The 24,939-nt window shown below is 54.8% G+C and carries 24 protein-coding genes; 4 read left to right on the plus strand and 20 right to left on the minus strand.

The features are described from left to right. Nucleotides 1–43 precede the first annotated feature (43 nt). From ptsG to yceD, 14 genes are all read right to left on the minus strand, one after another. Nucleotides 44–1,477 carry a PTS glucose transporter subunit IIBC gene (gene ptsG, locus OMR58_RS08705; RefSeq protein WP_200546854.1) on the minus strand — a complete coding sequence of 478 codons (1,434 nt, stop codon included), beginning with the start codon at nt 1,475–1,477 and terminating at the stop codon, nt 44–46. A gap of 299 nt (nt 1,478–1,776) precedes the next feature. After that, entirely contained in the window at nt 1,777–2,568 is a 792-nt protein-coding gene (locus OMR58_RS08710; RefSeq protein ID WP_264545720.1) for a metal-dependent hydrolase, read from the minus strand. Between the two features lie 11 nt (nt 2,569–2,579). After that, on the minus strand, nt 2,580–3,578 hold the full coding sequence (gene holB / locus OMR58_RS08715; protein ID WP_264545721.1) for a DNA polymerase III subunit delta': 999 nt from the start codon (nt 3,576–3,578) through the stop codon (nt 2,580–2,582). Beyond that, nucleotides 3,575–4,207, minus strand: coding sequence for a dTMP kinase (tmk, locus tag OMR58_RS08720; protein ID WP_264545722.1), 633 nt, complete (start codon nt 4,205–4,207; stop codon nt 3,575–3,577). Before tmk ends, holB begins: the two co-directional genes overlap by 4 nt. Beyond that, nucleotides 4,197–5,222 (minus strand): cell division protein YceG, encoded by a 1,026-nt coding sequence (gene yceG / locus OMR58_RS08725; protein ID WP_200560478.1) that lies wholly within the window; start codon nt 5,220–5,222, stop codon nt 4,197–4,199. Before yceG ends, tmk begins: the two co-directional genes overlap by 11 nt. A gap of 17 nt (nt 5,223–5,239) precedes the next feature. Then, nucleotides 5,240–6,034: an aminodeoxychorismate lyase gene (gene pabC / locus OMR58_RS08730; protein ID WP_264545723.1), complete on the minus strand. Its 795-nt coding sequence runs from the start codon at nt 6,032–6,034 to the stop codon at nt 5,240–5,242. Nucleotides 6,035–6,257: 223 nt separating this feature from the next. Continuing rightward, nucleotides 6,258–7,499 (minus strand): beta-ketoacyl-ACP synthase II, encoded by a 1,242-nt coding sequence (fabF, locus tag OMR58_RS08735; RefSeq protein ID WP_200546848.1) that lies wholly within the window; start codon nt 7,497–7,499, stop codon nt 6,258–6,260. An 88-nt stretch (nt 7,500–7,587) separates the two neighbouring features. Next, on the minus strand, nt 7,588–7,824 hold the full coding sequence (gene acpP, locus OMR58_RS08740; protein ID WP_004157115.1) for an acyl carrier protein: 237 nt from the start codon (nt 7,822–7,824) through the stop codon (nt 7,588–7,590). A gap of 154 nt (nt 7,825–7,978) precedes the next feature. Further along, nucleotides 7,979–8,713 carry a 3-oxoacyl-ACP reductase FabG gene (gene fabG / locus OMR58_RS08745; protein WP_105592811.1) on the minus strand — a complete coding sequence of 245 codons (735 nt, stop codon included), beginning with the start codon at nt 8,711–8,713 and terminating at the stop codon, nt 7,979–7,981. A gap of 13 nt (nt 8,714–8,726) precedes the next feature. Further along, entirely contained in the window at nt 8,727–9,656 is a 930-nt protein-coding gene (gene fabD / locus OMR58_RS08750) for an ACP S-malonyltransferase (protein ID WP_200560476.1), read from the minus strand. A 16-nt stretch (nt 9,657–9,672) separates the two neighbouring features. After that, the gene (locus OMR58_RS08755; protein WP_105592813.1) at nt 9,673–10,626 is read right to left on the minus strand and encodes a beta-ketoacyl-ACP synthase III; all 954 of its coding nucleotides are present in this window, start codon (nt 10,624–10,626) and stop codon (nt 9,673–9,675) included. A gap of 6 nt (nt 10,627–10,632) precedes the next feature. After that, complete coding sequence (plsX, locus tag OMR58_RS08760; protein ID WP_200560475.1) at nt 10,633–11,667, minus strand: phosphate acyltransferase PlsX; 1,035 nt, start codon at nt 11,665–11,667, stop codon at nt 10,633–10,635. Nucleotides 11,668–11,692: 25 nt separating this feature from the next. Then, nucleotides 11,693–11,863, minus strand: coding sequence for a 50S ribosomal protein L32 (gene rpmF / locus OMR58_RS08765; RefSeq protein ID WP_013025362.1), 171 nt, complete (start codon nt 11,861–11,863; stop codon nt 11,693–11,695). A 14-nt stretch (nt 11,864–11,877) separates the two neighbouring features. Beyond that, the gene (yceD, locus tag OMR58_RS08770) at nt 11,878–12,399 is read right to left on the minus strand and encodes a 23S rRNA accumulation protein YceD (protein ID WP_200546845.1); all 522 of its coding nucleotides are present in this window, start codon (nt 12,397–12,399) and stop codon (nt 11,878–11,880) included. 142 nt (nt 12,400–12,541) lie between these two features. Between yceD and OMR58_RS08775 the strand changes: the two genes are divergently transcribed. Then, entirely contained in the window at nt 12,542–13,123 is a 582-nt protein-coding gene (locus OMR58_RS08775) for a Maf family protein (protein ID WP_200560474.1), read from the plus strand. 46 nt (nt 13,124–13,169) lie between these two features. Here the strand turns inward: OMR58_RS08775 and rluC are convergent, their stop codons facing one another. Next, nucleotides 13,170–14,126, minus strand: a complete 957-nt coding sequence (gene rluC / locus OMR58_RS08780; protein WP_200560473.1) for a 23S rRNA pseudouridine(955/2504/2580) synthase RluC — start codon at nt 14,124–14,126, stop codon at nt 13,170–13,172. A gap of 590 nt (nt 14,127–14,716) precedes the next feature. Here rluC and rne point away from each other — a divergent pair. Then, on the plus strand, nt 14,717–18,478 hold the full coding sequence (rne, locus tag OMR58_RS08785; RefSeq protein WP_264545724.1) for a ribonuclease E: 3,762 nt from the start codon (nt 14,717–14,719) through the stop codon (nt 18,476–18,478). On the opposite strand, the gene OMR58_RS08790 is transcribed toward rne, so the two are convergent. The 5 genes from OMR58_RS08790 to rimJ form a co-directional block, all read right to left on the minus strand. Then, the gene (locus OMR58_RS08790; protein WP_264545725.1) at nt 18,475–18,699 is read right to left on the minus strand and encodes a hypothetical protein; all 225 of its coding nucleotides are present in this window, start codon (nt 18,697–18,699) and stop codon (nt 18,475–18,477) included. The two genes, rne and OMR58_RS08790, sit on opposite strands and share 4 nt — an antisense overlap. 258 nt (nt 18,700–18,957) lie before the next feature. Further along, the gene (gene murJ, locus OMR58_RS08795) at nt 18,958–20,496 is read right to left on the minus strand and encodes a murein biosynthesis integral membrane protein MurJ (RefSeq protein WP_264545726.1); all 1,539 of its coding nucleotides are present in this window, start codon (nt 20,494–20,496) and stop codon (nt 18,958–18,960) included. Between the two features lie 147 nt (nt 20,497–20,643). Continuing rightward, entirely contained in the window at nt 20,644–21,567 is a 924-nt protein-coding gene (locus tag OMR58_RS08800; protein WP_264545727.1) for a Gfo/Idh/MocA family protein, read from the minus strand. Continuing rightward, nucleotides 21,568–22,221 (minus strand): DUF480 domain-containing protein, encoded by a 654-nt coding sequence (locus OMR58_RS08805; protein ID WP_200560469.1) that lies wholly within the window; start codon nt 22,219–22,221, stop codon nt 21,568–21,570. Nucleotides 22,222–22,228: 7 nt separating this feature from the next. Further along, nucleotides 22,229–22,822: a ribosomal protein S5-alanine N-acetyltransferase gene (gene rimJ, locus OMR58_RS08810; protein WP_200560468.1), complete on the minus strand. Its 594-nt coding sequence runs from the start codon at nt 22,820–22,822 to the stop codon at nt 22,229–22,231. A gap of 323 nt (nt 22,823–23,145) precedes the next feature. On the opposite strand from rimJ, the gene OMR58_RS08815 reads away from it, so the two are divergent. Both OMR58_RS08815 and pyrC read left to right on the plus strand, forming a co-directional pair. After that, a complete protein-coding gene (locus tag OMR58_RS08815; RefSeq protein WP_105592823.1) occupies nt 23,146–23,709 on the plus strand; it encodes a lipoprotein in 564 nt (187 codons plus the stop codon). 139 nt (nt 23,710–23,848) lie between these two features. Beyond that, nucleotides 23,849–24,901, plus strand: coding sequence for a dihydroorotase (pyrC, locus tag OMR58_RS08820; protein ID WP_200560466.1), 1,053 nt, complete (start codon nt 23,849–23,851; stop codon nt 24,899–24,901). The last annotated feature ends 38 nt before the right edge of the window (nt 24,902–24,939 follow it).

A 24,939-nucleotide genomic window follows, 5' to 3' on the forward strand; every position in this document is an offset into this window, starting at 1 on the left:
GGGAAGCCGCTGGCCTCCCCTTTTGCGCCATCATCCTGCCCGATTACATCTTACGGATGTAGTCATCCATATCGGTTTTCAGGTTGTCAGACTTGGTGCCGAAAATCGCCTGCACGCCAGAACCAGCAACGACAACTCCGGCCGCGCCCAGTTTTTTCAACCCGGCCTGGTCAACTTTGCTGACGTCGCCAACGCTAACGCGTAAACGAGTGATACAGGCATCAAGGTTAGTGATGTTGTCTTTACCACCGAAGGCTGCAACCAGGTTAGCGGCCATTTCTGTGGCGTTACCGGTGCTCTGCTCGGTGGAGCTGTCTTCACGACCCGGGGTTTTCAGGTTCAGCTTAGCAATCAGCACGCGGAAGATGGTGTAGTACACCAGACCGTAGATGATACCGATGATTGGGAACAGCCAGATTTTGCTGCTGTTACCGCTCAGTACGATAAAGTCGATCAGACCGTGCGAGAAGCTGGTGCCGTCGCGCATGCCCAGAAGAATACAGATTGGGAATGCCAGACCGGCCAGAATAGCGTGGATCGCATACAGGATCGGCGCAACGAACATGAATGAGAATTCAATCGGTTCGGTGATGCCGGTCAGGAATGAGGTCAGCGCTGCGGAGATCATGATGCCGCCGACTTTAGCGCGATTTTCTGGTTTTGCTGAGTGCCAGATAGCAATCGCCGCCGCTGGCAGACCGTACATTTTGAACAGGAAGCCGCCGGACAGTTTACCTGCGGTTGGGTCACCCGCCATGTAGCGAGGGATATCGCCGTGGAAGACCTGGCCCGCTGCGTTGGTGAACTCACCAATCTGCATCTGGAAAGGTACGTTCCAGATATGGTGCAGACCAAACGGCACCAGCGCACGCTCAACCACACCGTAGATACCGAATGCCACAACCGGGTTCTGATACGCAGCCCACTGTGAGAAGGTCTGAATCGCCGTACCGATCGGTGGCCAGATGAAGGAGAGCACCACGCCCAGGAAAATTGCCGTCAGGCCGGAGATAATCGGCACGAAGCGTTTTCCGGCAAAGAAGCCCAGATATTCAGGAAGCTGGATGCGATAGAAGCGGTTAAACATATAGGCCGCTATCGAACCGGCGATAATACCACCGAGGACGCCGGTATCCGCCAGGTGCTTGGCTGCAATCTCTTCCGCAGGAAGATGCAGGACCAGCGGTGCCACAACTGCCATGGTTTTCACCATGATGCCGTAGGCAACTACGGCGGCCAGCGCGGAAACGCCGTCGTTATTGGTAAAGCCGAGTGCTACGCCGATAGCAAAAATCAGCGGCATATTGGCAAAGACCGAACCGCCCGCTTCCGCCATAACCTGCGAAACGACCGCCGGCAGCCAGCTGAAGTTGGCAGAACCAACGCCCAGCAGAATACCTGCAATCGGCAGGACCGATACAGGCAACATCAGCGATTTACCGACCTTTTGCAGGTTCGCAAATGCATTTTTGAACATAGTGTAAAGCTCCTGAGTATGAGTGCTTTTCTTCGCGCCGGGCGCGTTGCAAAGGGGGGAGGCCCCTTTGCGGGTGAGGCATCGTTGTGCCCCTGATATTTATTACGAAGAGTAAAATAAATCCGCGTAAATTTGTTTGATGACTATCACGTTTCGTTGAACGTGCTCTCGCTCTTTGGATGATTTCACAAAGATCTGCGCCTTTTTTCAGCAAAAAAAATGCAGCCATCGATTTTATCGGGCTGCACTTTACAAATTTTCGCTATTAATTACGAGCTATAAAAGAAAAGCGTCGGGGATCACTCCGTCAGGCGCGACATGGGCACATGGAACAGGCGAGAGAAGTTCTGCGTGGTCGCCTGCGCCAGCTCTTCAATACTCACACCCTTCACCACCGCCATATATTCCGCCACGTCGCGGGTGTAGGCCGGCTGATTTTCTTTACCACGGTGTGGAACCGGGGCCAGATACGGCGAATCAGTTTCAACCAGCATCCTGTCCAGCGGAACATAGCGTGCCGCTTCGCGGATCTGCTCGGCATTGCGGAAGGTAGCAATGCCGGAGAATGAGATATAGAAGCCCATATCCAGCAGCTTTTCCGCCGTCTCACGGTCTTCGGTAAAGCAGTGCAGCACGCCGCCGCAGCCTTCAGCCTGCTCTTCCTGCAAAATGGCCAGCGTATCTTCACGCGCATCGCGGGTATGGACGATCACCGGCTTATTCAGATCTCGCCCCACGCGGATGTGTTCGCGGAATGAGGCCTGCTGGCGCGCTTTAGTCTCTTTCTGGTAGAAATAGTCCAGGCCGGTTTCACCCATCGCAATCACCCGCGAATCGGCGGCAAGCTGGCGCAGTTCAGCGAAGTCGTACTCTTCTTCCTGATTCAGCGGATGAACGCCGCAGGAGTAGGCCACGTTAGAACGATCACCAATCAGTTCAACCATCGCTTTATAGCCGGGCAGCGTGGTCGCGACCGCCAGCAAAAATTTTACATCGCGCGCGGCGGCTTTCGCCAGAACGTCAGAGACGTCCTCATGCAGCGTTTCGTAGTTCAGGCCATCCAGATGACAGTGTGAATCAACTAAAAACATAATCGTTACTCTTAACCCGTAAAATCGGTAGCGTGAGGATGCAAAATGGCTTCCCAGTTCAGCAGTTGGTCGGTGAGCAGCAGCTCGCGGTTCACCGCCACGACGTTCAGCAGGCGGTCGCGGCAGGTCAGCCACTGGCGAAGGCTGGCATCAATGGCCGTCGCTGGCAGCAGGCTGGCGATTTGCATCACCAGCGCCTGGCAGTCGACGTTGCTGATCCAGGCCCCGCCGCCCTGCTGCCACTTCACCGCATCGACCAGTAGCGAGCAAAGCCAGCCAATACGACGTGCGGCATCATCATGATTCAGCGCGGGAAGCAGGCTGAGCAGATCGCCCTGAACGGCAGCAAGCAGAGCCTGACAAACCAGCTGGCGCTGCTGCCAGTTTTTCTCTTCCAGCAGCATCAGCGCTGCCGCAGGCGCTCCGCTGCTCAACCGTAGCGCCGCAGTCCGCTCATTCAGCCCCGCAGCACACTGTTTTTGCAGCCAGTTCAGGCTCTGCATTTCATCCGGTGGCGCGAGGTGCCATAGCAGACAGCGGCTGCGCAGGGTTGCCAAAAGGCGGGAGGGTTCATGGCAGCTGAGTAAGAACCAGGTATTTTTCGGCGGCTCCTCCAGCGTTTTGAGCAGGGCGTTAGCTGCGGCTTCGGTCAGCTGTCCGGCGTCCGGCAGCCAGACCACTTTTGCCCCACCCTGTTGAGAGTGGTGATAGAGCTTTTCCGTTACGCTGCGCACCGCATCAATCCCCAGCGCACTCTTACCCTTCTCCGCTTCCAACCGATACCAGTCAGGATGGGTTCCCGCCTGCATCAGCTGGCAGGCATGGCAGCTACCGCAGCTTTTCAGCCCATCGGGCTGGCGGCACATCAGCCAGCGGCCGATCCCCCACACCAGCGCATCGTCACCCATACCGGGCAGCGCCTGAATCAGCAGCGCATGATGCGCACGCTGCGCCTGATGCTGGCTGATAATTTGCCGGTAACTGTTATTCAGCCACGGATACCAGTTCATTGCTGTTCCTGTAACCACTGCTGTAGCGTCAGCTCCAGCTGCTGCGTCACCTGCGTGAGGTCACGGGTTGCATCAATGGTTTTAATCCGCGCATCGGCAGCGGCCAGCGCCAGATAACGATCGCGGGTACGAATAAAGAAGTACAGCGACTCCTGTTCAATGCGGTCCAGCGCACCGCGCGCGCGGGCACGCTGCAGGCCGATTTCAGGCGTGACATCCAGATATAGCGTCAGATCCGGGGTAAAGTCACCCAGCACAGCCTGTTTCAGGCTGCTCATCAGCTGGCTGTCCATGCCCCGCCCGCCGCCCTGATAAGCCTGAGAGGAAAGATCGTGACGATCGCCAACCACCCAGGCCCCCCGCGCCAGCGCGGGTTTAATCACGTTTTCCACCAGCTGCACGCGGGCAGCATACAGCATGAGCAGCTCGGCCTTATCGGTAACCTGTTCGCCTTCAATCCCCTGCTTAATCAAATCGCGCAGTTTTTCCGCCAGCGGAGTACCGCCGGGTTCGCGGGTGAAAACAATATCGTTAATGCCATGACGACGCAGTTCAGCCACTACCGCATCCCGCGCAGTGGTTTTACCTGCCCCTTCAAGGCCTTCGATAACGATAAATTTACTGTTCATTTTTTTCCTTCAGCGCCAGGCGATACACCTGCACGGCTTTATTGTGGCTTGCCAGATTGGTGGTAAACGTATGGCCACCTTTCCCATCGGCAACGAAGTAGAGGAAGTTCGTTTTCAGCGGGTGAGCTGCGGCTTCCAGCGAGGCTTTACCCGGCATTGCAATCGGACCAGGCGGCAGGCCGTTAATCGTATAGGTATTCCAGGCCGTCGGTGTTTCCAGATCTTTGCGCGTTAGCGTACCGCGGTAGTCCGGCCCCAGGCCATAGATCACCGTCGGATCGGTTTGCAGACGCATACCCAACCGCAGGCGGTTAATAAACACCGAAGCCACTTTGCTGCGCTCGTCGCTGACCGCCGTCTCTTTTTCAATAATCGAGGCCATGGTCAGCATATCATTTTTGTTTTTATACGGCAGATTATCCATTTTCCCCTGCCACTGCGCATCCACCTCTTTTTCCATCCGCTGGTAAGCGCGCTTAAGCACGGCGACATCGGTGGTATTCGCGGTATACAGGTAGGTATCAGGATAGAACCATCCCTCAACGCCCTTTGCTTCACCTTCCAGCTTAAGGGCAGCAGCGACGGTGGCCAGCTGGTCATCCGCCAGCGTGTGTTTGATATACGGCGCGCTGCGCAGCTGGCTCAGCCACTCCTGCATGCGCGTACCTTCCACGAAGCGCAGCGGGAACTGGGCCTCTTTACCACTGGCAAGCAGTGCCAGCATCTCGCGGACGGTCATTTTGGGGTCGAGCCGATAGGTCCCGGCCTTAAACTTTGCCAGCTCAGGCTCGAGTTTCAGCAGTACGCCAAACCACGGGCTTTGTTTAATGATGTGCTTAGATTCCAGCTGGGCTTCCAGCACCACTCGGCCAGAACCTGCCGGGAGGGTAAAAATAGTTTCTTTGTCCACCGTCAGCGGTGAGTCTGCAAGCTGGCGGGTTTGCCAGTATCCGTAAGCAACGGCCAGCAGAGAGACAGCAACGACCCCGGCGATAATTTTGCGTGTTTTAGTCATGAAAATTCCACGGTTGATTAATGGGGGTTAAGCAGACGAAACAAGCGGCGCGAGCTGAAGTGCCACGCCTCAATCTGACGAACGGGCAACACCGGCATCAGCGCATTGGTGATCAGCACTTCATCGGCTTCCGCCAGCACCTCAACGCCTGCACGGACTTCGCTGAGGGTGAACCCCAGCTCAGCGATCTGCCGCATCACCCGCTGGCGCTGAATACCGTTCACGCCCGAAGCGCTTAAGTCCGGGGTAAAAACCTGCTCCCCGGTGCGCCAGAAAAAATTTGCCGCACAGCATTCCACCAGCATGCCATCAGTGTCAAGCACCAGTGCCTCATCGGCACCGGTCTGCTCAAGCCGTGTGCGGATCAGCACCTGTTCCAGCCGGTTAAGATGCTTTATCCCCGCCAGCAGCGGATTTTTCCCCAGCTGAATCGGGCTGAGGGCCAGCCTTGCCCCGCTCTCGCGCATCGCGTGGTAGTATGCAGGATAGGCGGAAACGGAGACGATGCGCGTGGGTGCCGCACAGCCCGCGGCGCTGTATCCCCTGCCGCCGCTCCCCCTGGTCACAATCGTCTTCAGTACGCCATCGTCACAGTCGGCAGCAGCGCCAATCATTTCCTGGCCCAGTAATTCCCAGTCCACGCCGGTTATCAGCAGCCGTTCACAGCCCTGCTGCAGCCGCGCGATATGTGCGGGAAACAGCTCGATCTCGCCAGACCTTATGCGAGCGGTGGTAAAGCAGCCATCACCAAACTGCACGGCGCGATCGCTCGCGGCAATAACGCCCTGCTTCACCCCATTGACCCACATCATGCTGATTCCTCTATTTTCGATCATGCTGCAAGATTACCTGCCCGTCGTGCCAGAATCATCTGAATCTGCCGGGGATGATGAGCAATATCAGGTAATACCCGGTTCGCTATAACTCGCAAAGACGAATTTGTCGTTCAAAATCGGGTAGTGGTGATTCGCTCCCCTCAATCGCAGGTAAAAAAAAGCCCGCCGATAAGGCGGGCCTTTACGCAAGAACAAAAAATCAGACCTTACGGAAAATCAGTGACCCGTTGGTGCCACCAAATCCGAATGAATTACACAGAGTGTATTCCATACCTTTCACCTGGCGCGCAGTATGCGGCACGAAATCCAGGTCACAACCTTCATCCGGGTTATCCAGATTGATGGTTGGAGGAACAACCTGATCGCGCAGGGCAAGAATGGTGAAGATCGATTCGATCGCGCCCGCCGCACCCAGCAGGTGGCCGGTCATGGATTTTGTCGAGCTGACCATCACGCTACCGGCAGAAGCACCGAAGACGGATTTCACCGCCTGAGCTTCAGCGATATCACCGGCCGGCGTTGAAGTACCGTGCGCGTTGATATAGCCAATCTGTTCCGCTGAAATCTTTGCATCTTTCAACGCGTTGACCATCGCCAGGGCTGCGCCAGCGCCGTTTTCCGGCGGAGAAGTCATATGATAAGCATCGCTGCTCATACCAAAACCAACGATTTCTGCGTAAATTTTGGCACCGCGTTTTTTCGCGTGCTCATATTCTTCCAGCACAATCAGACCAGCACCATCGCCGAGGACAAAACCATCACGGTCTTTATCCCACGGACGGCTGGCAGCCTGCGGATTTTCATTGCGGGTTGACAGTGCACGAGCAGCACCGAAACCACCCACGCCCAGTGGCGTACTGGCTTTTTCTGCACCACCAGCCAGCATCACGTCGGCATCATCATAGGCGATGATACGTGCAGCATGACCGATATTATGCACGCCGGATGTACAGGCGGTAGCAATGGAAATACTTGGGCCTTTCATTCCGTACATAATAGTCAGATGTCCGGCAACCATATTCACAATAGTTGAAGGGACAAAGAACGGACTAATTTTACGGGGACCACCGTTGACCAGTGAGGAATGGTTTTCTTCGATTAAACCAAGACCACCGATACCGGAGCCAATCGCGGCACCAACGCGCCCTGCGTTTTCTTCTGTAATAACGAGGCCAGAATCTTGCATGGCCTGAACGCCAGCAACAACGCCATATTGAATGAAAGCATCCATCTTACGCTGATCTTTGCGCGAGATGATTTCATCACAATTAAAATTCTTTACTAAGCCAGCAAAACGCGTTGCGTAGGCACTAGTATCAAAATGGTCAATCAGGCTGATGCCACTCTGACCGGCAACAAGAGCATTCCAGGTAGACTCTACGGTATTGCCGACAGGAGACAACATGCCAAGACCAGTCACAACTACACGACGCTTAGACACGTTCGTCCTCCAGGGAGGGAAAAATTGACGCGATGAGGGATATTTAGATAAAACTCAGGCGGTCGAATGACCGCCTGGAGATGTTCACTTATGCCTGGTGACCATTGATGTAATCAATAGCAGCCTGAACAGTAGTGATTTTCTCAGCTTCTTCATCCGGAATCTCGGTATCGAACTCTTCTTCCAGAGCCATTACCAGCTCAACGGTATCAAGAGAATCAGCGCCCAGATCTTCTACAAAAGAGGCAGTATTAACAACTTCTTCCTGCTTAACGCCCAGCTGCTCGCCAATGATTTTCTTAACGCGTTCTTCGATAGTGCTCATACTATTAAATTTCCTATCAAAACTCGCTTTCGCGATGGTTTTCGTAGTGTATAAAATGTTGAAAAAGATGCAACTAAATCCCGGCTGGTCAAACCACGATTTTACGCTATTTTGCGGCTTTTGCCTCAAATAACGCAAATAGTTTTCGTGATTATCAGACCATATACATTCCGCCATTGACGTGCAGCGTTTCACCAGTGATGTAAGCTGCTTCGTCAGAGGCTAAAAATGCCACGGCATTAGCGATTTCCTGCGCGCTGCCGAGGCGGCCCGCGGGAACTTCCGCCAGAATACCTGCACGCTGATCGTCGTTCAGCGCGCTCGTCATGTCGGTTTCAATGAAACCAGGTGCCACGACGTTAACGGTAATGCCACGTGACGCAATTTCACGCGCCAGTGACTTGCTGAAGCCAATCAAACCTGCTTTTGCTGCCGCATAGTTTGCCTGACCCGCATTACCCATTGTTCCAACTACGGAGCCAATGGTAATAATTCGGCCCACTCGCTTCTTCATCATCGCACGCATTACCGCTTTTGACAGACGGAATACTGAAGTCAGATTGGTGTCCAGGATATCCTGCCACTCATCGTCCTTCATGCGCATCAGAAGATTATCACGCGTGATGCCAGCATTATTGACTAAAATGTCCACTTCGCCAAATTCGGCGCGAATATTTTCCAGCACGGTCTCGATCGAAGCAGGGTCTGTCACGTTCAGGAGCATGCCCTTTCCGTTGTCGCCCAGATAAGCGCTGATGGCTTCGGCTCCGTTCTGGCTGGTCGCCGTACCGACAACTTTAGCACCGCGGGCGACAAGCGTTTCCGCGATTGCACGGCCGATACCGCGACTTGCACCGGTAACCAGCGCGATTTTACCTTCGAAATTCATGTTGTTCCTCGTGTTATTGTTCAAGCGCCGCTGACAGGCTGGCCTGGTCGTTTACCGCCGCCGCCGTCAGGGTGTCAACAATACGTTTAGTCAGCCCGGTTAACACTTTACCCGGACCCACTTCCAGCAGCGACGTTACGCCCTGCTGAGCCATAAATTCTACGCAACCGGTCCAACGCACCGGGCTGTACAGCTGACGGACCAGCGCACTGCGGATAGCTTCAGGTGAAGTCTCACACTGAACATCAACGTTATTCACCACCGGGAATACCGGTGCGTTGAAGGTCAGTTGCTCCAGCGCCACGGCCAGCTTATCGGCAGCAGGTTTCATCAGCGCACAGTGCGAAGGTACGCTCACCGGCAGCGGCAGTGCACGCTTCGCGCCCGCAGCTTTACAGGCTGCACCCGCGCGCTCAACGGCTTCTTTATTGCCAGCGATAACGACCTGGCCCGGTGAGTTATAGTTCACCGGCGAAACAACCTGCCCCTGGGCAGACTCTTCACAGGCTTTGGCGATGGACTCATCGTCCAAACCGATAATCGCCTGCATGGCCCCCGTCCCTTCCGGTACGGCTTCCTGCATCAGCTTACCGCGCAGTTCAACCAGCTTAATGGCATCGGCAAACGCAATCACTCCGGCGCAAACCAGGGCACTGTACTCACCAAGGCTGTGGCCTGCAAGCATTGACGGTACTTTTCCGCCTTTTTCCTGCCAAACGCGGAAAATGGCAACAGAAGCAGCCAGTAAAGCAGGCTGAGTTTGCCAGGTTTTGTTCAACTCTTCAGCAGGCCCCTGTTGGACCAGCTGCCATAAATCGTAACCCAGCACGTCAGAAGCTTCGCGGAAGGTTTTTTCCACAATCGGATTGCCTGCGGCTAAATCAGCCAGCATGCCCACCGTTTGCGATCCCTGTCCCGGGAATACCATTGCAAATTGCGTCATCGTTATTTCCTGTTAATCAAAAACGAACCAGAGCTGAACCCCAGGTGAAACCGCCACCAAAAGCTTCCAGCAGAATCAACTGGCCGGGCTGGATACGCCCGTCGCGCACCGCTTCATCCAGTGCTGAAGGCACAGAAGCCGCAGACGTATTGCCGTGGCGATCGAGGGTCACCACCACTTTATCCATATCCATGCCCAATTTGCGGGCCGTTGCACTGATAATGCGCAGGTTAGCCTGATGCGGCACTAACCAGTCAATGGCAGAACGGTCAAGGTCGTTCGCCTTGAGCGTTTCATCAACGATATGGGCCAGTTCGGTCACGGCAACTTTGAACACTTCATTGCCCGCCATCGTCAGATACGCAGGCTGTTCCTGATGCTCGCGATCCTGATTTGGCAGGGTGAGCAGTTGACCATAGCGGCCATCTGCATGCAGATGGGTAGAGATAATGCCCGGCTCTTCGCTGGCACCAAGAACAACTGCGCCAGCAGCATCGCCAAACAGGATGATCGTGCCACGATCGGAAGGATCAAGCGTGCGTGACAGCACGTCAGCACCGACCACCAGTGCATATTTCACCGCACCGTTTTTAATATACTGATCGGCAACGCTCAGTGCGTAGGTAAAGCCCGCACAGGCCGCAGCCAGATCGAAAGAGGCCGCATCGTCAATTTCCAGCATCTGCTGGATCATGCAGGCTGAACTTGGGAAAGCGTGACTGGAAGAGGTGGTTGCTACCACGATCAAACCGATGTCATTTTTATCAATGCCCGCCATAGAGAGCGCACGCTCGGCGGCATGAAAGCCCATTGTTGCCACGGTTTCATCCGGGCCAGCAATACGACGTTCACGGATACCGGTTCGTGTGACAATCCACTCGTCCGACGTATCCACCATTTTTTCCAGATCGGCGTTAGTCCGCACCTGTTCGGGCAAATAGCTGCCCGTACCGATAATCTTCGTATACATGTACGCTCAGTCACTCTTAGGTAATACAGCCTGTAGGCGGGCAGCAATCCGCTCGGGAACTTGCCGCCGCACCGCCTGCTCTGCCTGTTTTATCGCGACGGTAAACGCGCGTTGATTGGCCGCACCGTGACTTTTAATGACGGTACCGCACAATCCTAACAGACAGGCGCCATTGTACTGGTCGGGGTTGAGATGGCCGAAATTCTTAGCCAGACGCTTTTGAATCCAGCGCCCTAATAGTCTCAGCCACCATGCCTTTTTTTTACCTTCGCCCTGTGATTTCAACAGCGAAAGAAACATTCTTACCACACCTTCCATAGTTTTTAACGTCACGTTGCCGATGAAACCATCGCACACCAGAACATCCGTCTTGCCGGTAAGAAGATCGTCACCTTCAAGGTAGCCAATATAGTTAACTTCTGCTGAATCACGAAGTGCTGCTGCGGCTTCGCGAATTGCCGTTAACCCTTTGGTTTCTTCCTGGCCTATGTTGAGCAGCGCCACGCGCGGATTGGCAATTTCTAAAATTTCTTCTGCCATCACCGCACCCATAATGGCGAACTGCACCAGCATAGCACTGTCGGATTCGACATTAGCACCTAAATCCAGCACGACGGTTTTACCCTTCAGCTGATTTGGCAGTACTGTCATCAGCGCTGGACGCTTAATCCCGTCCAGCGGCTGCAATAATATTTTTGCCAGCCCCATCAGCGCACCGGTGTTACCGGCACTGATACAGGCATCGGCATGACCCGCTTTGACCTGCTCCAAAGCAATACGCATTGACGATCCGCGACTTGCACGAATAGCCTGCGAGGGTTTCGCATCACTGGCAATAACTGATTCAGCAGGGATTATCTGCAAACGCGCGCGCAGCGCAGAATCAGCTGTGGCTAGTAATGACGTGATTTTGTCGGGATCGCCGACCAGAAGAAGATGCAGGTGCGAATCAGATGCCAGTGCCTGCATTGCCGCAGGCACTGTCACGCAGGGACCGAAGTCCCCGCCCATGGCATCTATCGCCAGGGTCAATCGTGTCAAAGTATTGCCGCGCTATTCCGCGGAATTACTTAACGATGACCTTGCGACCGCGGTAGTAACCATCCGCAGTGATGTGGTGACGCAGATGAGTTTCACCAGAAACTTTATCTACGGAAAGTGTTGCAGTGGTCAGAGCATCGTGTGAACGACGCATGCCACGTTTGGAACGGGTTGGTTTATTCTGTTGTACGGCCATGGACCTTACTCCTATTACTTACGCTTTAAACTGGCTAATACGGCAAATGGATTTGGTTTTTCTGCCTCTGCAGGCAATTGACCAAAGACCATGTCCGCCTCGGACACTTCACAGTGTTCAGAATCATGCACCGGAACGACAGGCAGGGCGAGGATGATTTCATCTTCAACCATTGCCAGCAAATCGGTTTCACCAAACTCGTTGATGTCGATTGGCTCGTACGCTTCCGGTAGTGCTTCGGCCTGCTCGTCAGTAACGACCGGGCTGAAACAGTACGATACGTGGACCTGATGCGGGAACGGTTTGTTGCAGCGTTGACAACATAGCGTCACGGAAACTTCAGCAGTACCTTTCAATACCGCCAGACGCTGATTGTCGATCGCAAACGACATCACACATTCTACATCACTGTCCACACTGACCACCGAGTCGGCAACTCGCTCAACCTGTTCAGGGGTGTAAACACCCTGGTAGTCCAGGCGTTTTTGAGCGGTTCGCACCACATCGAGAGTCAGGGGTAATTTTACCTTTTGCATAGGGCGCGCATATTAACTTTGTAACGACATAGAGTCAAAGAAAAAGGCCGTGTAACGACATCTTTCAGCCATTATTCGCATCCAGTGCGGCGCACAGTTTAAAATGCCTTTCATCGATTCGCTATCTATTATGGAAAAAAATATGTCACAGCTGGTTTTAGCCTCAACGTCGACTTACCGCAGCGCGCTGTTAACGAAACTGCAATTGCCCTTTATTACCGATGCGCCGGAGGTGGATGAAATCCGGTTGGGGAATGAAACGGCAGAGCAGCTGGTTATGCGCCTCGCGGCAGCGAAAGCTCAGGCACTGGCAGGACGTTACCCCGAGCATCTGATTATCGGTTCCGATCAGGTCTGCGTCGTGGACGGCGTTATTTGTGGCAAACCTCATACCGAGGAGAACGCCCGCGCACAGCTTCGCGCCGCCAGCGGACGCAGCGTGGTGTTTTATACCGGACTGGCGCTGTACGATAGTCGCCATCAGGTACTGCAAACGCTGTGTGAGCCTTTCACCGTAGATTTTCGAACGCTTAGCGAGGCCGAAATCACCCACTACGTCAGTCGCGAACAGCCGCTAAACTGCGCTGGAAGCTTTAAAAGCGAAGGTTTAGGCATCACGCTGTTTGAGCGCCTTTCAGGGCGGGACCCGAATACGTTGATTGGCCTGCCGCTGATTGCGCTGTGTGAGATGCTAAGAAAGGCCGGAATGGACCCGTTGGGCTGAACAACAAAAAGCGGCGCAGACGCTGCCGCATTCATTGCCGGGATAATTAGCTGCTTTGCTTACGCAGCACAGCAAGGCAGCGCTTCAGGCCGTCGTCCAGCGGCGCTTCCACGCGCATGTCTTCACCGGTGCCGGGGTGGGTAAATTTCAGCGCGGCAGCATGCAGGAACAGGCGGTTAAGCCCGGTGCCGGCCAGTTGGCTATCGAACTCTGCCTCGCCGTAGCGATCGTCAAACGCAATCGGGTGCCCGGCATGCAGCGTATGAACGCGTATTTGGTGAGTACGCCCGGTCACCGGGCTGGCTTTCACCAGCGTGGCAAACGCATAGCGCTCTTCAACCTTGAACAGCGTTTCCGATGGCTTGCCTTCACTACTGACCTTCACCACTCGCTCACCGCTTTGCAGGATGTTTTTCAATAATGGCGCGCGCACCGATTTAACATGTGACGGCCATTGCCCACGTACCAGCGCGAGGTAATCTTTCTGCATTCCCTTTTCGCGCAGCTGCTCGTGGAGTGAACGCAGCGCAGAACGCTTTTTCGCCACCAGCAAAATACCCGACGTATCGCGGTCAAGACGATGGACCAATTCAAGGAAACGCGCCTCCGGGCGCAGCGCCCTCAGCCCTTCAATGACACCAAAGCTTAAACCACTGCCACCGTGTACGGCCGTCCCGGAAGGCTTATTAAGCACCAGAATATGCTCATCTTCATAAACGATCGCATCACTTAACGCAGCCACTTTGGCCAGCTTAGGTGAAACGCTCTCTTCTTCACGTTCGGCCACGCGCACCGGCGGGACGCGAACCTGATCGCCGTCTTCTAGTTTGTACTCAGGTTTGACGCGTTTTTTGTTCACCCGCACTTCGCCCTTACGCAAAATGCGATAAATCATACTTTTCGGCACGCCTTTTAACTGAGTGCGTAAAAAGTTATCGATGCGCTGTCCCGCTTCATCAGCAGAAATGGCAATTATTTGTACGGCTGGAGTCATGGTTTTCATGGTTGGCGATTCTAAATACCCGGCAGTGATAGCGCCACATCTTTTTCTGTGCTTAACTGACATGGATGACCGCCGCAAGGAAGTTATGGCCGGATTTTATACAGTTTGCTGAAAAGCACTGCAATTCGTTTTAAAAGACGGGATAAACTTCTCATCGCGGATAAAGTCATCTTGCGCTCTCAAGCTTAGCAATGGAATAATGTTTCCGTTTTTAACGCGAAGTCTTGGGAATGCAAGAAAAAGCGTTAACCCAATAGAATTGGGGTGTATTACCAAAATTTTGCCGGATAGCCCATACACGCAGCAATGGCGTAAGACGTATTGTGCAATCAGGCATTTAGCGGGCTGCGGGTTGCAGCCTGGACGAAAAAACGGGATTGGTTCACCTGGTAATCTACTGGCGGTTCCCCCCTTACAAAGCGCTGTTTTTCCATATGTAAAACAGGCTACCGTGATTTTGCGCCCCTTGAGCTGCCGACACCCGAGAGGTTGACGACTAAGCGATGAGACACGGGGCCATCGGTTCAATACGTCCAGCGTTACTTTGCCCGCAGCTTTGTCCCTAATGTAAGAATAATGAGTAAGTTACGATGAAAAGAATGTTGATAAACGCAACTCAGCAGGAAGAGTTGCGTGTGGCTCTCGTAGACGGCCAACGCCTGTACGATCTGGATATTGAAAGCCCAGGACACGAACAGAAAAAAGCCAACATCTACAAAGGCAAGATTACCCGCATTGAACCCAGCCTTGAAGCCGCCTTCGTTGATTACGGTGCTGAAAGACACGGTTTCCTACCTCTGAAAGAAATTTCCCGCGAATACTTCCCCGCTAACTATTCCGCTCACGGCCGCCCTAATATCAAGGACGTACTCCGTGAAGGTCAGGAAGTTATTGTCCAGATTGATAAAGAAGAACGTGGCAATAAAGGTGCTGCGTTAACCACCTTTATCAGCCTGGCGGGAAGCTATCTGGTTCTGATGCCGAACAACCCGCGTGCTGGCGGTATTTCTCGCCGTATTGAAGGTGATGATCGCACAGAACTAAAAGAGGCGCTCTCTTCGCTGGAACTGCCGGATGGCATGGGACTGATCGTTCGCACCGCCGGTGTCGGTAAATCAGCCGAAGCGCTGCAGTGGGATCTGAGCTTCCGTATGAAGCACTGGGATGCCATTAAGAAAGCCGCTGACAGCCGCCCTGCTCCGTTCCTGATCCATCAGGAAAGCAACGTGATTGTCCGCGCATTCCGCGACTACCTGCGTCAGGATATCGGTGAAATCCTTATCGATAACCCGAAAGTGCTTGAGCTGGCTCGTCAGCACATTGCCGCTCTCGGACGCCCTGACTTCAGCAGCAAAATTAAACTGTACACCGGTGAGATCCCGCTGTTCAGCCATTACCAGATTGAGTCGCAGATTGAGTCCGCCTTCCAGCGCGAAGTACGTCTGCCGTCCGGTGGTTCCATTGTTATCGACAGCACCGAAGCCCTGACCGCTATCGATATCAACTCGGCGCGCGCAACCCGCGGCGGCGATATTGAAGAAACCGCATTTAATACCAACCTTGAAGCGGCAGACGAAATTGCCCGCCAGCTGCGCCTGCGCGACCTGGGCGGCCTGATCGTTATCGACTTCATTGATATGACCCCGGTTCGCCACCAGCGCGCGGTTGAAAACCGCCTGCGTGAAGCGGTGCGCCAGGATCGTGCGCGAATTCAGATCAGCCACATTTCACGATTTGGCCTGCTGGAGATGTCACGTCAGCGCCTCAGCCCATCACTGGGTGAGTCCAGCCATCACGTCTGCCCACGCTGCAGCGGTACCGGCACCATCCGTGATAACGAGTCGCTCTCTCTTTCCATTCTGCGCCTGATTGAAGAAGAAGCGCTGAAGGAAAACACTAAAGAAGTCCACGCCATCGTTCCGGTGCAGGTGGCTTCCTACCTGTTGAACGAAAAACGTGATGCCGTCAGCGCTATCGAAAAGCGTCAGGGTGGCGTTCGTGCCATCATCGTGCCAAACGATCAGATGGAAACCCCGCACTACTCGGTACTGCGCGTTCGTACCGGCGAAGAAACTCAGACACTGAGCTATCACCTGCCTAAGCTGCACGAAACCGAAATGGCGCTGCCTTCAGAAGAAGAGCGTGCCGAGCGTAAGCGCCCTGAACAGCCAGCACTTGCCGCCTTCGTGATGCCTGATGCACCTCCGGCTCCGCAGGAAACCAGCAGCGAAAAACCGGCAACTGCGGCAAGCAAGAAACCGGTTGAAAAAACGCCAGCTGAACCGGCACAGCCGGGCCTGATTAGCCGCTTCTTTAGCGGTCTGAAAAAGCTGTTTGCCGGTGAAGAAAAAACCGTAGAACAGCCTCAGCCTGCCACCGAGAAGAAAGCGGCCGATGGTGCTGCGCCTCGCGGTGAGCGTCGTAACAATCGTCGTCAGAACAACAACCGCCGCGATCGTAACGGTGACCGTACTGAACGTAACGATCGCAATGAGCGCAACAGCGACCGTAATGAACGTAGCGATCGCAATGAACGGAACGACCGTAATGCCGAGCGTCCGGAGCGTAGCAATGACCGTTACAACGATCGTAATGAGCGTTCTGAACGCAACACCGACCGCAACGATCGTAATGACCGCAATAGTTCTCGCGACCGCAACAGCGAAGTCCGTGAAGGCCGTGATGACAATCGCCGCAACAAGCGTAATGCTGCCACGCAGGTTGAACAGGCAGACGATCGTCAGAATCTGAACGAAGAGAACCGCGCTGAGCAGCAGCCGCGCCGTGAACCTCGTGCGGATCGTCAGCGTCGTCGTCAGGAAGACAAACGTCCTGCGGTACAGGAAGAGAAAATCATCGAGCAGGCTACTGCCGTTGATGAGAATGCGGATGCTCAGGAAGAAAATGTGCAGGTAATGCCGCGCCGTAAGCCGCGCCAGCTGAACCAGAAAGTGCGCATTGAAACCGCAGAGCAAACGGCAGCCCGTACCTTCCGCCCGGAAGAGACTGAAGCAGCACCAGCTCCAGCTGCCCAGCCTGCCGCGGTAGAAACGTCCAGCGAGGGCTTCGATAATGACGATCGTGACAGCAACAACATGCCACGTCGTTCACGCCGTTCGCCACGCCATCTGCGCGTTAGCGGCCAGCGTCGTCGTCGCTACCGCGATGAGCGTTACCCAACACAGTCGCCAATGCCGCTGGCCAGTGCTGCTGCATCGCCAGAAATGGCGTCAGGCAAAGTGTGGATCTCCTACCCTGTTGCTCAGGCAAGCGATGAAGTAGAGCATGAACAGTCCGTTGTTCCGGCTTACGGTCACGCTGATGTCGACAACGACATCGCTGAAGTTCCGGCAGCAGTTGAAGTAGCGGCAGCAGCAAGCGTAGCCGTTGCTTCTGCTACTGTGGCATCGGTGTCTCCAGCCGTTGAGGCACCGGCAGCACCTGTCGCACCTCAGGTAGAAGCCGCATCGGTTGAATCTGCGCCAGTGTCGGCAGAAACTTCACAGGTAGAAACTACTCCAGCGGCAGTAGAAGCTCCGCAGGCTGAAGCTGCTCCTGTACAGGTTGAAGCATCATCTGTTGAAGCAACACCGGTTCAGGCTGAAACCACGTCAGTGCAGGAAGATGCTGTAACGGCTGACGTCGCCCCGGCTGTAGCGATCCCGACCGAAGAAGTTGTGGAATCTGCTCCAGTAATCGAAACACCGATTGCCGCGGCACCAGTCACCGTCGCCGAAGAAGTTCAGCCAGAAGTTCAGCCGGTTCATATCTCTGAACCGCTGCCGGAAGAGCAACAGCCACAGGTTACCATGGTGAACACCGATGATACCGCTGCAATCGAAGCGCCAGCAGCGGAAGTTCCATCGGTCATTCCTCCGGCAAAAGAGAGCGTTGCCGCTGAGACAGTCGCTGAAGCCGTATCGGCTGCCGAAGAGCCTCAGGCTCAATTCGCCCCGGTTGATGCCGTTGCGGATATCGTTGAGCAGCAGCAGATTGCTGAAGTAGCGAGCGAACTGGCAGAGCAGGCTCCAACAAGCATCAGCGCGGAAACCACTCAGCAGGTCGCTGAAGTGCTGAACGTGAGCACCGCGGTGAGTGAAGATGCGCCGATCGTTAGCGAACCGCATGCACCGGTACCGGCACGCGATAAGCCAGTGAGTGATGCAGTCGCCCACGGTAGCTTTAAGCATCATGCCAGCGCACCAATGACCAGTGCTCCAGCTCCGGCATATCAGCCAGAACCAGCACCGCAGAGCGACTGGGTGCGCCCTGACTTCAACTTTGAAGGCAAAGGTGCAGCGGGCGGTCATTCTGCCTCTCATCAGGCTACCGCTCCGGCGACCCGTCCTTAAGCGTTATTCTTTACGCTGAAGTGAAATCCAGCCCCGGCCAACGTGCCGGGGCTTTTTTTAGCCTGTGGGATAAGTATTTTCCCTTCAATACCTGCAAGACGCACTTCCCTGAACGCTGCGAACGACGACTCAGAGTTTACCCGCCGCATCAGCATCAGCATCAGCATCAGCATCAGCATCAGCATCAGCATCAGCATCAGCATCAGCATCAGCATCAGCATCGTATATTCTCAGCTTTTGCTAATGGTGACCTAAATTTAAAAGGACGATAGCTAACGATAGCGTCACAGACTGGTGTTAAAGCTGCCCTCTTCATCGATTAATGCAGCAAAAGCGGCAGGCTATTCTCTGAGGTTGAAATCATTAAGCAATAAATCAGTCATCGAACAGACTGTGCTTCAATCCCGTTTTCAGGCGAAAAAAAATCGCCCGAAGGCGATTCTTATTCAGTGTTGATCCGTATCGTTCAACGCACGACGTTAAGCCACCGTCCGGCGGGCAAAGTCACGCAGCCGGAAGCCCAGCAGCATCAGCACGGCGAAGTATACTCCCCCACCCACCGCACAAACCGCCGCCAGTCGGATCAGACGCCACAGCATATTGCCCGTCGCCCAGTCAGGCATCACGTACAGCACACCCAGTAACGCAGCGGCCATCGCCACCACGGCGAACAGCAGACGTACCAGGAAGCTGCGCCAGCCCGGCTGCGGCTGGAAGATATCCTGCTTGCGGAGCTGCCAGTAAAGCAGTGCCGCATTAAGGCAGGCTGCAAGGCCAATCGACAGCGACAGTCCGGCGTGCTTCAGCGGGCCAATAAATGCCAGGTTCATTACCTGGGTCATTACCAGCGTCACCATGGCGATTTTTACCGGAGTTTTAATGTCCTGACGTGAGTAAAAACCGGGGGCCAGTACCTTAACCACGATTAGCCCCATCAAACCAACCGAATAGGCAATCAGCGCGCGCTGGGTCATCGCCGCGTCGAATGCGGTGAATTTGCCGTACTGGAACAGCGCCACGGTCAGGGGTTTAGCCAGAATGCCCAAAGCCACCGCACTCGGTAACGCCAGCAGGAAGCACAGGCGCAGGCCCCAGTCCATCAGGCGCGAATATTCGTCCTGGTTACCGCTGGCAAAGCTTTTCGCCAGCGACGGCAGCAGAATAGTGCCCAACGCCACGCCCAGAACACCGGACGGAAACTCCATCAGGCGGTCGGCGTAATACATCCAGGAAACCGAACCGGAGGCGAGGAAAGAGGCGAAAATGGTATTGATGATCAGCGAGATCTGGCTGACGGAAACACCGAGGATCGCCGGCCCCATTTGACGCATTACCCGCCAGACGCCGGCATCTTTCAGGTTCAGCCGGGGCAGCACCAGCATGCCGATTTTTTTCAGATGCGGCAGCTGATAACCCAGCTGCAGCACACCACCCGCAACCACCGCCCAGGCCAGCGCCATGACAGGAGGATTAAAGTGCGGTGCGGCAAACAGCGCAAAGCCGATCATACTGACGTTAAGCAGCGTCGGGGCAAAGGCGGGCACTGAGAAGCGGTTCCACGTATTGAGGATCGCCCCGGCCAGCGACGCCAGCGAAATCAGCAGGATGTAAGGGAAAGTCACCCGCAACAGGGATGAAGTCAGCGCAAACTTTTCGGCCGTATCGGCGAATCCGGGTGCCGTGATCAGAATAACCCAGGGCGCGGCAAACATACCCAAAAGAGTGATCACCGCCAGCGCCAGGGTCAACAGACCCGATACATAGGCCACGAATATCCGCGTAGCTTCTTCACCCTGCTTGCTTTTATATTCGGCAAGGATCGGCACAAAAGCCTGAGAGAATGCGCCTTCCGCAAAGATCCTGCGCAGCAGATTAGGTAATTTGAACGCCACAAAAAAAGCGTCGGTGGCCATGCCTGCGCCAAAGATTCGCGCCACAATCGCGTCGCGTGCAAATCCCAGCACGCGAGAAAACAGGGTCATAGAGCTGACCGCTGCGAGTGATTTCAACAGGTTCATGTGTTTCCTGATTTGGGTTTTCCGGCCATCGGAGTGGCCGGAATAAGGTGGGGGATAGTCTACGGAAATGAAAGGAAATAACCACTCACGATTGTTACATCCTATAAACCCATCGCCTTTGTTGGGATGGGTGCAGGGTTAAGCTAATCAGCCGCGATCCGCGTCACGCCAGAGTTTTTCCACTAAGCGCTGCGCGACCAGGGCCTGTTCACCGCTAATCTCCGGCATTGTCTGATTTTCAATGCTGCGGATGAAATGATGCGCAGCACCGGCAAAGCCGCGCTGTTCCAGCGTGCTCTGCCAGCCCGGAACCGGATCGATGACGATACGCCCCCCGCTCTCCTGCAGCCAGTCGCGCATATCGCCGATGCGGAATACCGCCCCGTCGTCCACCGCCTGTACCGTTTCCATCTGGCTGCCGGCGCGGCGATGCATACTGGTCGTCACCTGGACATTGCCAACGCGGAAATGATGCTCGGCATACAGCAGCTGCCCCTGCGGATTGATTTGCAGTACGCCGCTTTGCAGATCGCCATCCCCGCCCCCCAGCCAGAGCGCCGTATCCACCACGTGCAGGTAGTCATCCAGCAGGGTGAACAGCGCATCCTGCGGTCCTACGCTGTCGCTGCGATGTTTATCCATGCGTAATGAGGCAGGCTGAGAGAGTGCAGCGCGCAGCTGCAGGTAGCGCGGTGCAAATCGACGGTTAAAGGCCACCATCAGCTTACGGCCTCTCGACGCGGCAAGTTCTACCAACTGTTCTGCTTCGTCATAGGTGGCCGCCAGCGGTTTATCAACGCAGACGTCCACCCCGGCACGTAGCAGCATATCAACAATGCCAAAATGGCTGGCGGTACTGCTGTGTACAAAAACGGCATCGCTGACCGCGGCCAGATCGTTAAGGGAAGCCAGCAGCGGAATGCGATAAGCGTCGCAGACCGGCCGCGCCTTTTGTTGATTGGGCGAATACGCGCCTGAAATCGTCCAGCCGTCAGTACGAGTAACCACCGGTAGCCAGGCTTTCTGCGCAATGCCGCCAAGGCCGACAATACCTACTCTTAGCGCGGCCATTTATTCACCGTCCCGGTTTTCAAGCAGTGCAGCCAGCTGCTGTTTCAGCTGTGCCACATCCCGTTCCAGTTGATCCACGCGCGTACTCAGCCCTTCATCGGCAACCTCACTGTCGCCAACTGCCAGGCTGGCCTCATCCGGCTCTCCGCTGAAAAGATGCATATAGCGGCTTTCACGCTTGCCGGGTTCCCGCGCCAGGCGAACCACCAGCGCACCGCTTTCGCGCTTGCTCAGCCCTTCCAGCGTCTGTTCAACTTCCGCCATATCGCTAAAGTCATGCATCCGCGAACTGCGAGTGCGCAGCTCACCGGGCGTCTGCGCCCCGCGCAGCAGTAACGTGGTAATCAGCGCCACTTCCGCCGAGCTGAATTTAAGCTGACCAAACTCAGAGTTACAGAAACGCTGCTCATATTTCACCACCCGGCTGCCAAAACCACTGGTGGCCGTAAGCTGATGTTTTTTAACCAGCAGATCCAGGGTGTTTTGCACCTCGCTGTCGCTGAGCGTCATTACCGGTTCACGGTTAGATTTCTGATTGCAGGCGGTAACCACGCCGTTTAACGACATCGGATACTGGTCAGGGGTAGTGACCTGCTTCTCCAGCAGGCAGCCAACAACTCGCGCTTCAATCGCGCTGAAAGGGCTTTTAATCATGATAACGTTACGCTCCACGCCGTTCAGGCAGCCATTCGTGCCAGGTCAACGCCGTCAGGACATGATCCTGCCAGCGTCCGTCAATTAACAGATAGTCTTTGGCATAGCCTTCTTTTTCAAAGCCGAGGCGCGCCAGTAAATCGCCGCTACGCTGATTGTGCGGCATATAGTTCGCCATAATGCGGTGCATACGCTGCTGACGCTGCATATAGCGAATAGCGGTCTGCAGCGCTTCGAACATCATTCCCTGCCCCTGCCACTTTTCACCCAGAGAGTAACCGAGATAACAGGCGTGAAACGATCCGCGCAGTACATTGCTAAAGTTAGCCACGCCGCGGATTTCATTTTCATCCGGGTCCATCACCGCGAAATAGAAGGCGCTACCCTGCTTTTGCATTTCCGCGATGAGTCCCAGCCGCGCCTGCCAGCCGGAGGGGTAACAATGGCTGTCGTCCCGAACCGGCTCCCACGGTTTAAGGAAAACCCGGTTCTCAGAATAGTAATCAGCCAGGCGCCAGGCATCACGCTCATGGACCAGCCGTACGACCAGCCGGTCAGTAGTCAGGCGCACTTTCGGCGCAGCGGTACGATAGCCAAACATCTTTTCTCCTGAAATCCGTGGCCGGGTCAATATTCTCACTTATCAGGCCGGTTGCATCTTAAGGTGCTGGCCTCGCTGTCTGCCACTATACCTGCCATCAGAATCCCGGGAAAATACTGACAACAAAAAATGTGTGAAACAAACATGAAAAATACAGACGAATAAGGACCGGTTTCACGTAGCATTTTCAAATAGTCCGACATATTCAGTTGTGATTTTCCCTGAGGGTAATCGGCTTTGTCCTGGTGACGAATCAGGCCACGTGGTGCATGCTATCCTTCTGGCCGGATTGGAAACTGCCGGTGTAATAACAGAGGATAATTATGAAGAAACGTTATTTTGGTCTGTGTGCCCTGCTGTTAGCAGGCTTGCTCACCGGTTGTAATCAGATTGCACAGTACAGTATCAGCGAGCAGGAAATTAATCAGGCGCTGGTTAAGCACAATAACTATGAAAAACAGATCGGCGTTCCTGGCCTGGTTGATGCGCATATTGTTCTCAACGATCTGAACAGCCAGATTGGTCGTGAAGAACCCAATAAAGTCACACTGACGGGAAATGCCAAAGTGAACATCAGCTCGCTTTTCGGCCCACAGCAGGCGGATATGAAGCTGAAAATGAAAGCGCAGCCTACCTTTGATGCCGCTGCGGGTGCCATCTATCTGAAGGATATGGAGCTGGTTGACGTTGAGGTGCAGCCGGAAAAAATGCAGGGTGTGCTAAAAACACTCACGCCTTATCTTAATGAATCGCTGAAAAACTACTTCAATCAGAAACCGGCTTATGTGTTAAGTACCGACCGCAGTAAAGCGGAATCGCTGGCCAAACGCTTTGCCAAAGGGCTGGAAGTGAAGCCCGGCGAGCTGGTGATCCCGTTCACTGACTGATGCCATGACGGTACGGAGGTTTTCCGTACCGTTTTTCACTTATCCGTCATAAACCTGGTGCATTCCCTTCGCTTTATCCCTATCCTTAGTACCCGGCCAAAACCTGCCATTACCTTTCTCTTTTGCCGGAGCACATCGCATGACCGCACAACCTCAGCAGTTAATTATTCGCCGCCCTGACGACTGGCACATCCATCTGCGCGATGGAGATATGCTGGAAGCGGTAGTGCCCTTTACCAGTGAGGTCTGTGGCCGCGCGATTGTGATGCCAAACCTGGTGCCGCCGGTGACCAGCGTCGACGCCGCCCGTGCCTACCGTGAGCGTATTCTGGCTGCGGTTCCTGCCGGGCACGCATTTACCCCGCTGATGACGTGCTATCTCACCGATGGCCTCGATCCTGATGAAATTGAAAAAGGTTTCCGCGAGGGCGTATTTACCGCCGCGAAACTTTATCCTGCGCATGCCACCACTAACTCGGCGCACGGCGTGACCAGCATCGCCACCATTGCGACCGTGCTGGAGCGGATGCAAAAAATCGGCATGCCGCTGCTGATCCACGGTGAAGTGACCGATGCCCATATTGATATCTTCGACCGCGAAGCGCGCTTTATCGAAACCGTGCTGCAACCGCTGCGCAAGCAGTTCCCCGAGCTGAAAGTAGTGTGTGAACATATCACCACCAAAGAAGCTGCCGCTTTTGTTCTGGAAGGCAACGAGTTCCTTGGCGCCACCATTACCCCGCAACATCTGATGTTTAACCGCAATCACATGCTGGTCGGTGGCGTTCGCCCACACCTTTACTGCCTGCCGATTCTGAAGCGCAATATTCACCAACAGGCTCTGCGTGATGCGGTCGCCAGCGGCAACCGTCGTTTCTTCCTCGGGACTGATACCGCTCCGCACACCCGCGATCGCAAAGAAGCCAGCTGCGGCTGTGCCGGGGTATTCAATGCGCCATCCATGCTGTCGGCCTACGCGACGGTGTTTGAAGAAATTGGCGCGCTGGAGCACTTCGAGGCATTTTGCTCTGAAAATGGCCCGAACTTCTACGGCCTGCCGCTGAACGAGGGCACCATCACGCTGGAGCGCCAGCCGTGGACCGTGGCCGAAAGCGTTGCCGTGGGTAACGATGGCCACACCGTCATTCCGTTCCTTGCCGGTGAAACCCTGAACTGGCGCGTTAAGTCGTAAGCATTTTTTGTCGATCTGATGATTGCCTTCGGTTGAAT

The sequence above is a fragment of the Erwinia sp. INIA01 genome (genome assembly GCF_025947915.1).
GTDB classification, from domain to species: Bacteria; Pseudomonadota; Gammaproteobacteria; order Enterobacterales; family Enterobacteriaceae; genus Erwinia; species Erwinia coffeiphila.

Coding starts and splice junctions, on each gene's coding strand:
- yceG (WP_200560478.1), bottom strand. CDS start 5,222: ATGACTAAAACACGCAAAATTATCGCCGGGGTCGTTGCTGTCTCTCTG.
- OMR58_RS08790 (WP_264545725.1), bottom strand. CDS start 18,699: ATGCTGATGCTGATGCTGATGCTGATGCTGATGCTGATGCTGATGCTG.
- fabD (WP_200560476.1), bottom strand. CDS start 9,656: ATGACGCAATTTGCAATGGTATTCCCGGGACAGGGATCGCAAACGGTG.
- fabG (WP_105592811.1), bottom strand. CDS start 8,713: ATGAATTTCGAAGGTAAAATCGCGCTGGTTACCGGTGCAAGTCGCGGT.
- acpP (WP_004157115.1), bottom strand. CDS start 7,824: ATGAGCACTATCGAAGAACGCGTTAAGAAAATCATTGGCGAGCAGCTG.
- rne (WP_264545724.1), top strand. CDS start 14,717: ATGAAAAGAATGTTGATAAACGCAACTCAGCAGGAAGAGTTGCGTGTG.
- ptsG (WP_200546854.1), bottom strand. CDS start 1,477: ATGTTCAAAAATGCATTTGCGAACCTGCAAAAGGTCGGTAAATCGCTG.
- OMR58_RS08775 (WP_200560474.1), top strand. CDS start 12,542: ATGTCACAGCTGGTTTTAGCCTCAACGTCGACTTACCGCAGCGCGCTG.
- rluC (WP_200560473.1), bottom strand. CDS start 14,126: ATGAAAACCATGACTCCAGCCGTACAAATAATTGCCATTTCTGCTGAT.
- OMR58_RS08815 (WP_105592823.1), top strand. CDS start 23,146: ATGAAGAAACGTTATTTTGGTCTGTGTGCCCTGCTGTTAGCAGGCTTG.
- pyrC (WP_200560466.1), top strand. CDS start 23,849: ATGACCGCACAACCTCAGCAGTTAATTATTCGCCGCCCTGACGACTGG.
- OMR58_RS08710 (WP_264545720.1), bottom strand. CDS start 2,568: ATGTTTTTAGTTGATTCACACTGTCATCTGGATGGCCTGAACTACGAA.
- pabC (WP_264545723.1), bottom strand. CDS start 6,034: ATGATGTGGGTCAATGGGGTGAAGCAGGGCGTTATTGCCGCGAGCGAT.
- yceD (WP_200546845.1), bottom strand. CDS start 12,399: ATGCAAAAGGTAAAATTACCCCTGACTCTCGATGTGGTGCGAACCGCT.
- rpmF (WP_013025362.1), bottom strand. CDS start 11,863: ATGGCCGTACAACAGAATAAACCAACCCGTTCCAAACGTGGCATGCGT.
- holB (WP_264545721.1), bottom strand. CDS start 3,578: ATGAACTGGTATCCGTGGCTGAATAACAGTTACCGGCAAATTATCAGC.
- rimJ (WP_200560468.1), bottom strand. CDS start 22,822: ATGTTTGGCTATCGTACCGCTGCGCCGAAAGTGCGCCTGACTACTGAC.
- OMR58_RS08805 (WP_200560469.1), bottom strand. CDS start 22,221: ATGATTAAAAGCCCTTTCAGCGCGATTGAAGCGCGAGTTGTTGGCTGC.
- OMR58_RS08800 (WP_264545727.1), bottom strand. CDS start 21,567: ATGGCCGCGCTAAGAGTAGGTATTGTCGGCCTTGGCGGCATTGCGCAG.
- OMR58_RS08755 (WP_105592813.1), bottom strand. CDS start 10,626: ATGTATACGAAGATTATCGGTACGGGCAGCTATTTGCCCGAACAGGTG.
- tmk (WP_264545722.1), bottom strand. CDS start 4,207: ATGAACAGTAAATTTATCGTTATCGAAGGCCTTGAAGGGGCAGGTAAA.
- murJ (WP_264545726.1), bottom strand. CDS start 20,496: ATGAACCTGTTGAAATCACTCGCAGCGGTCAGCTCTATGACCCTGTTT.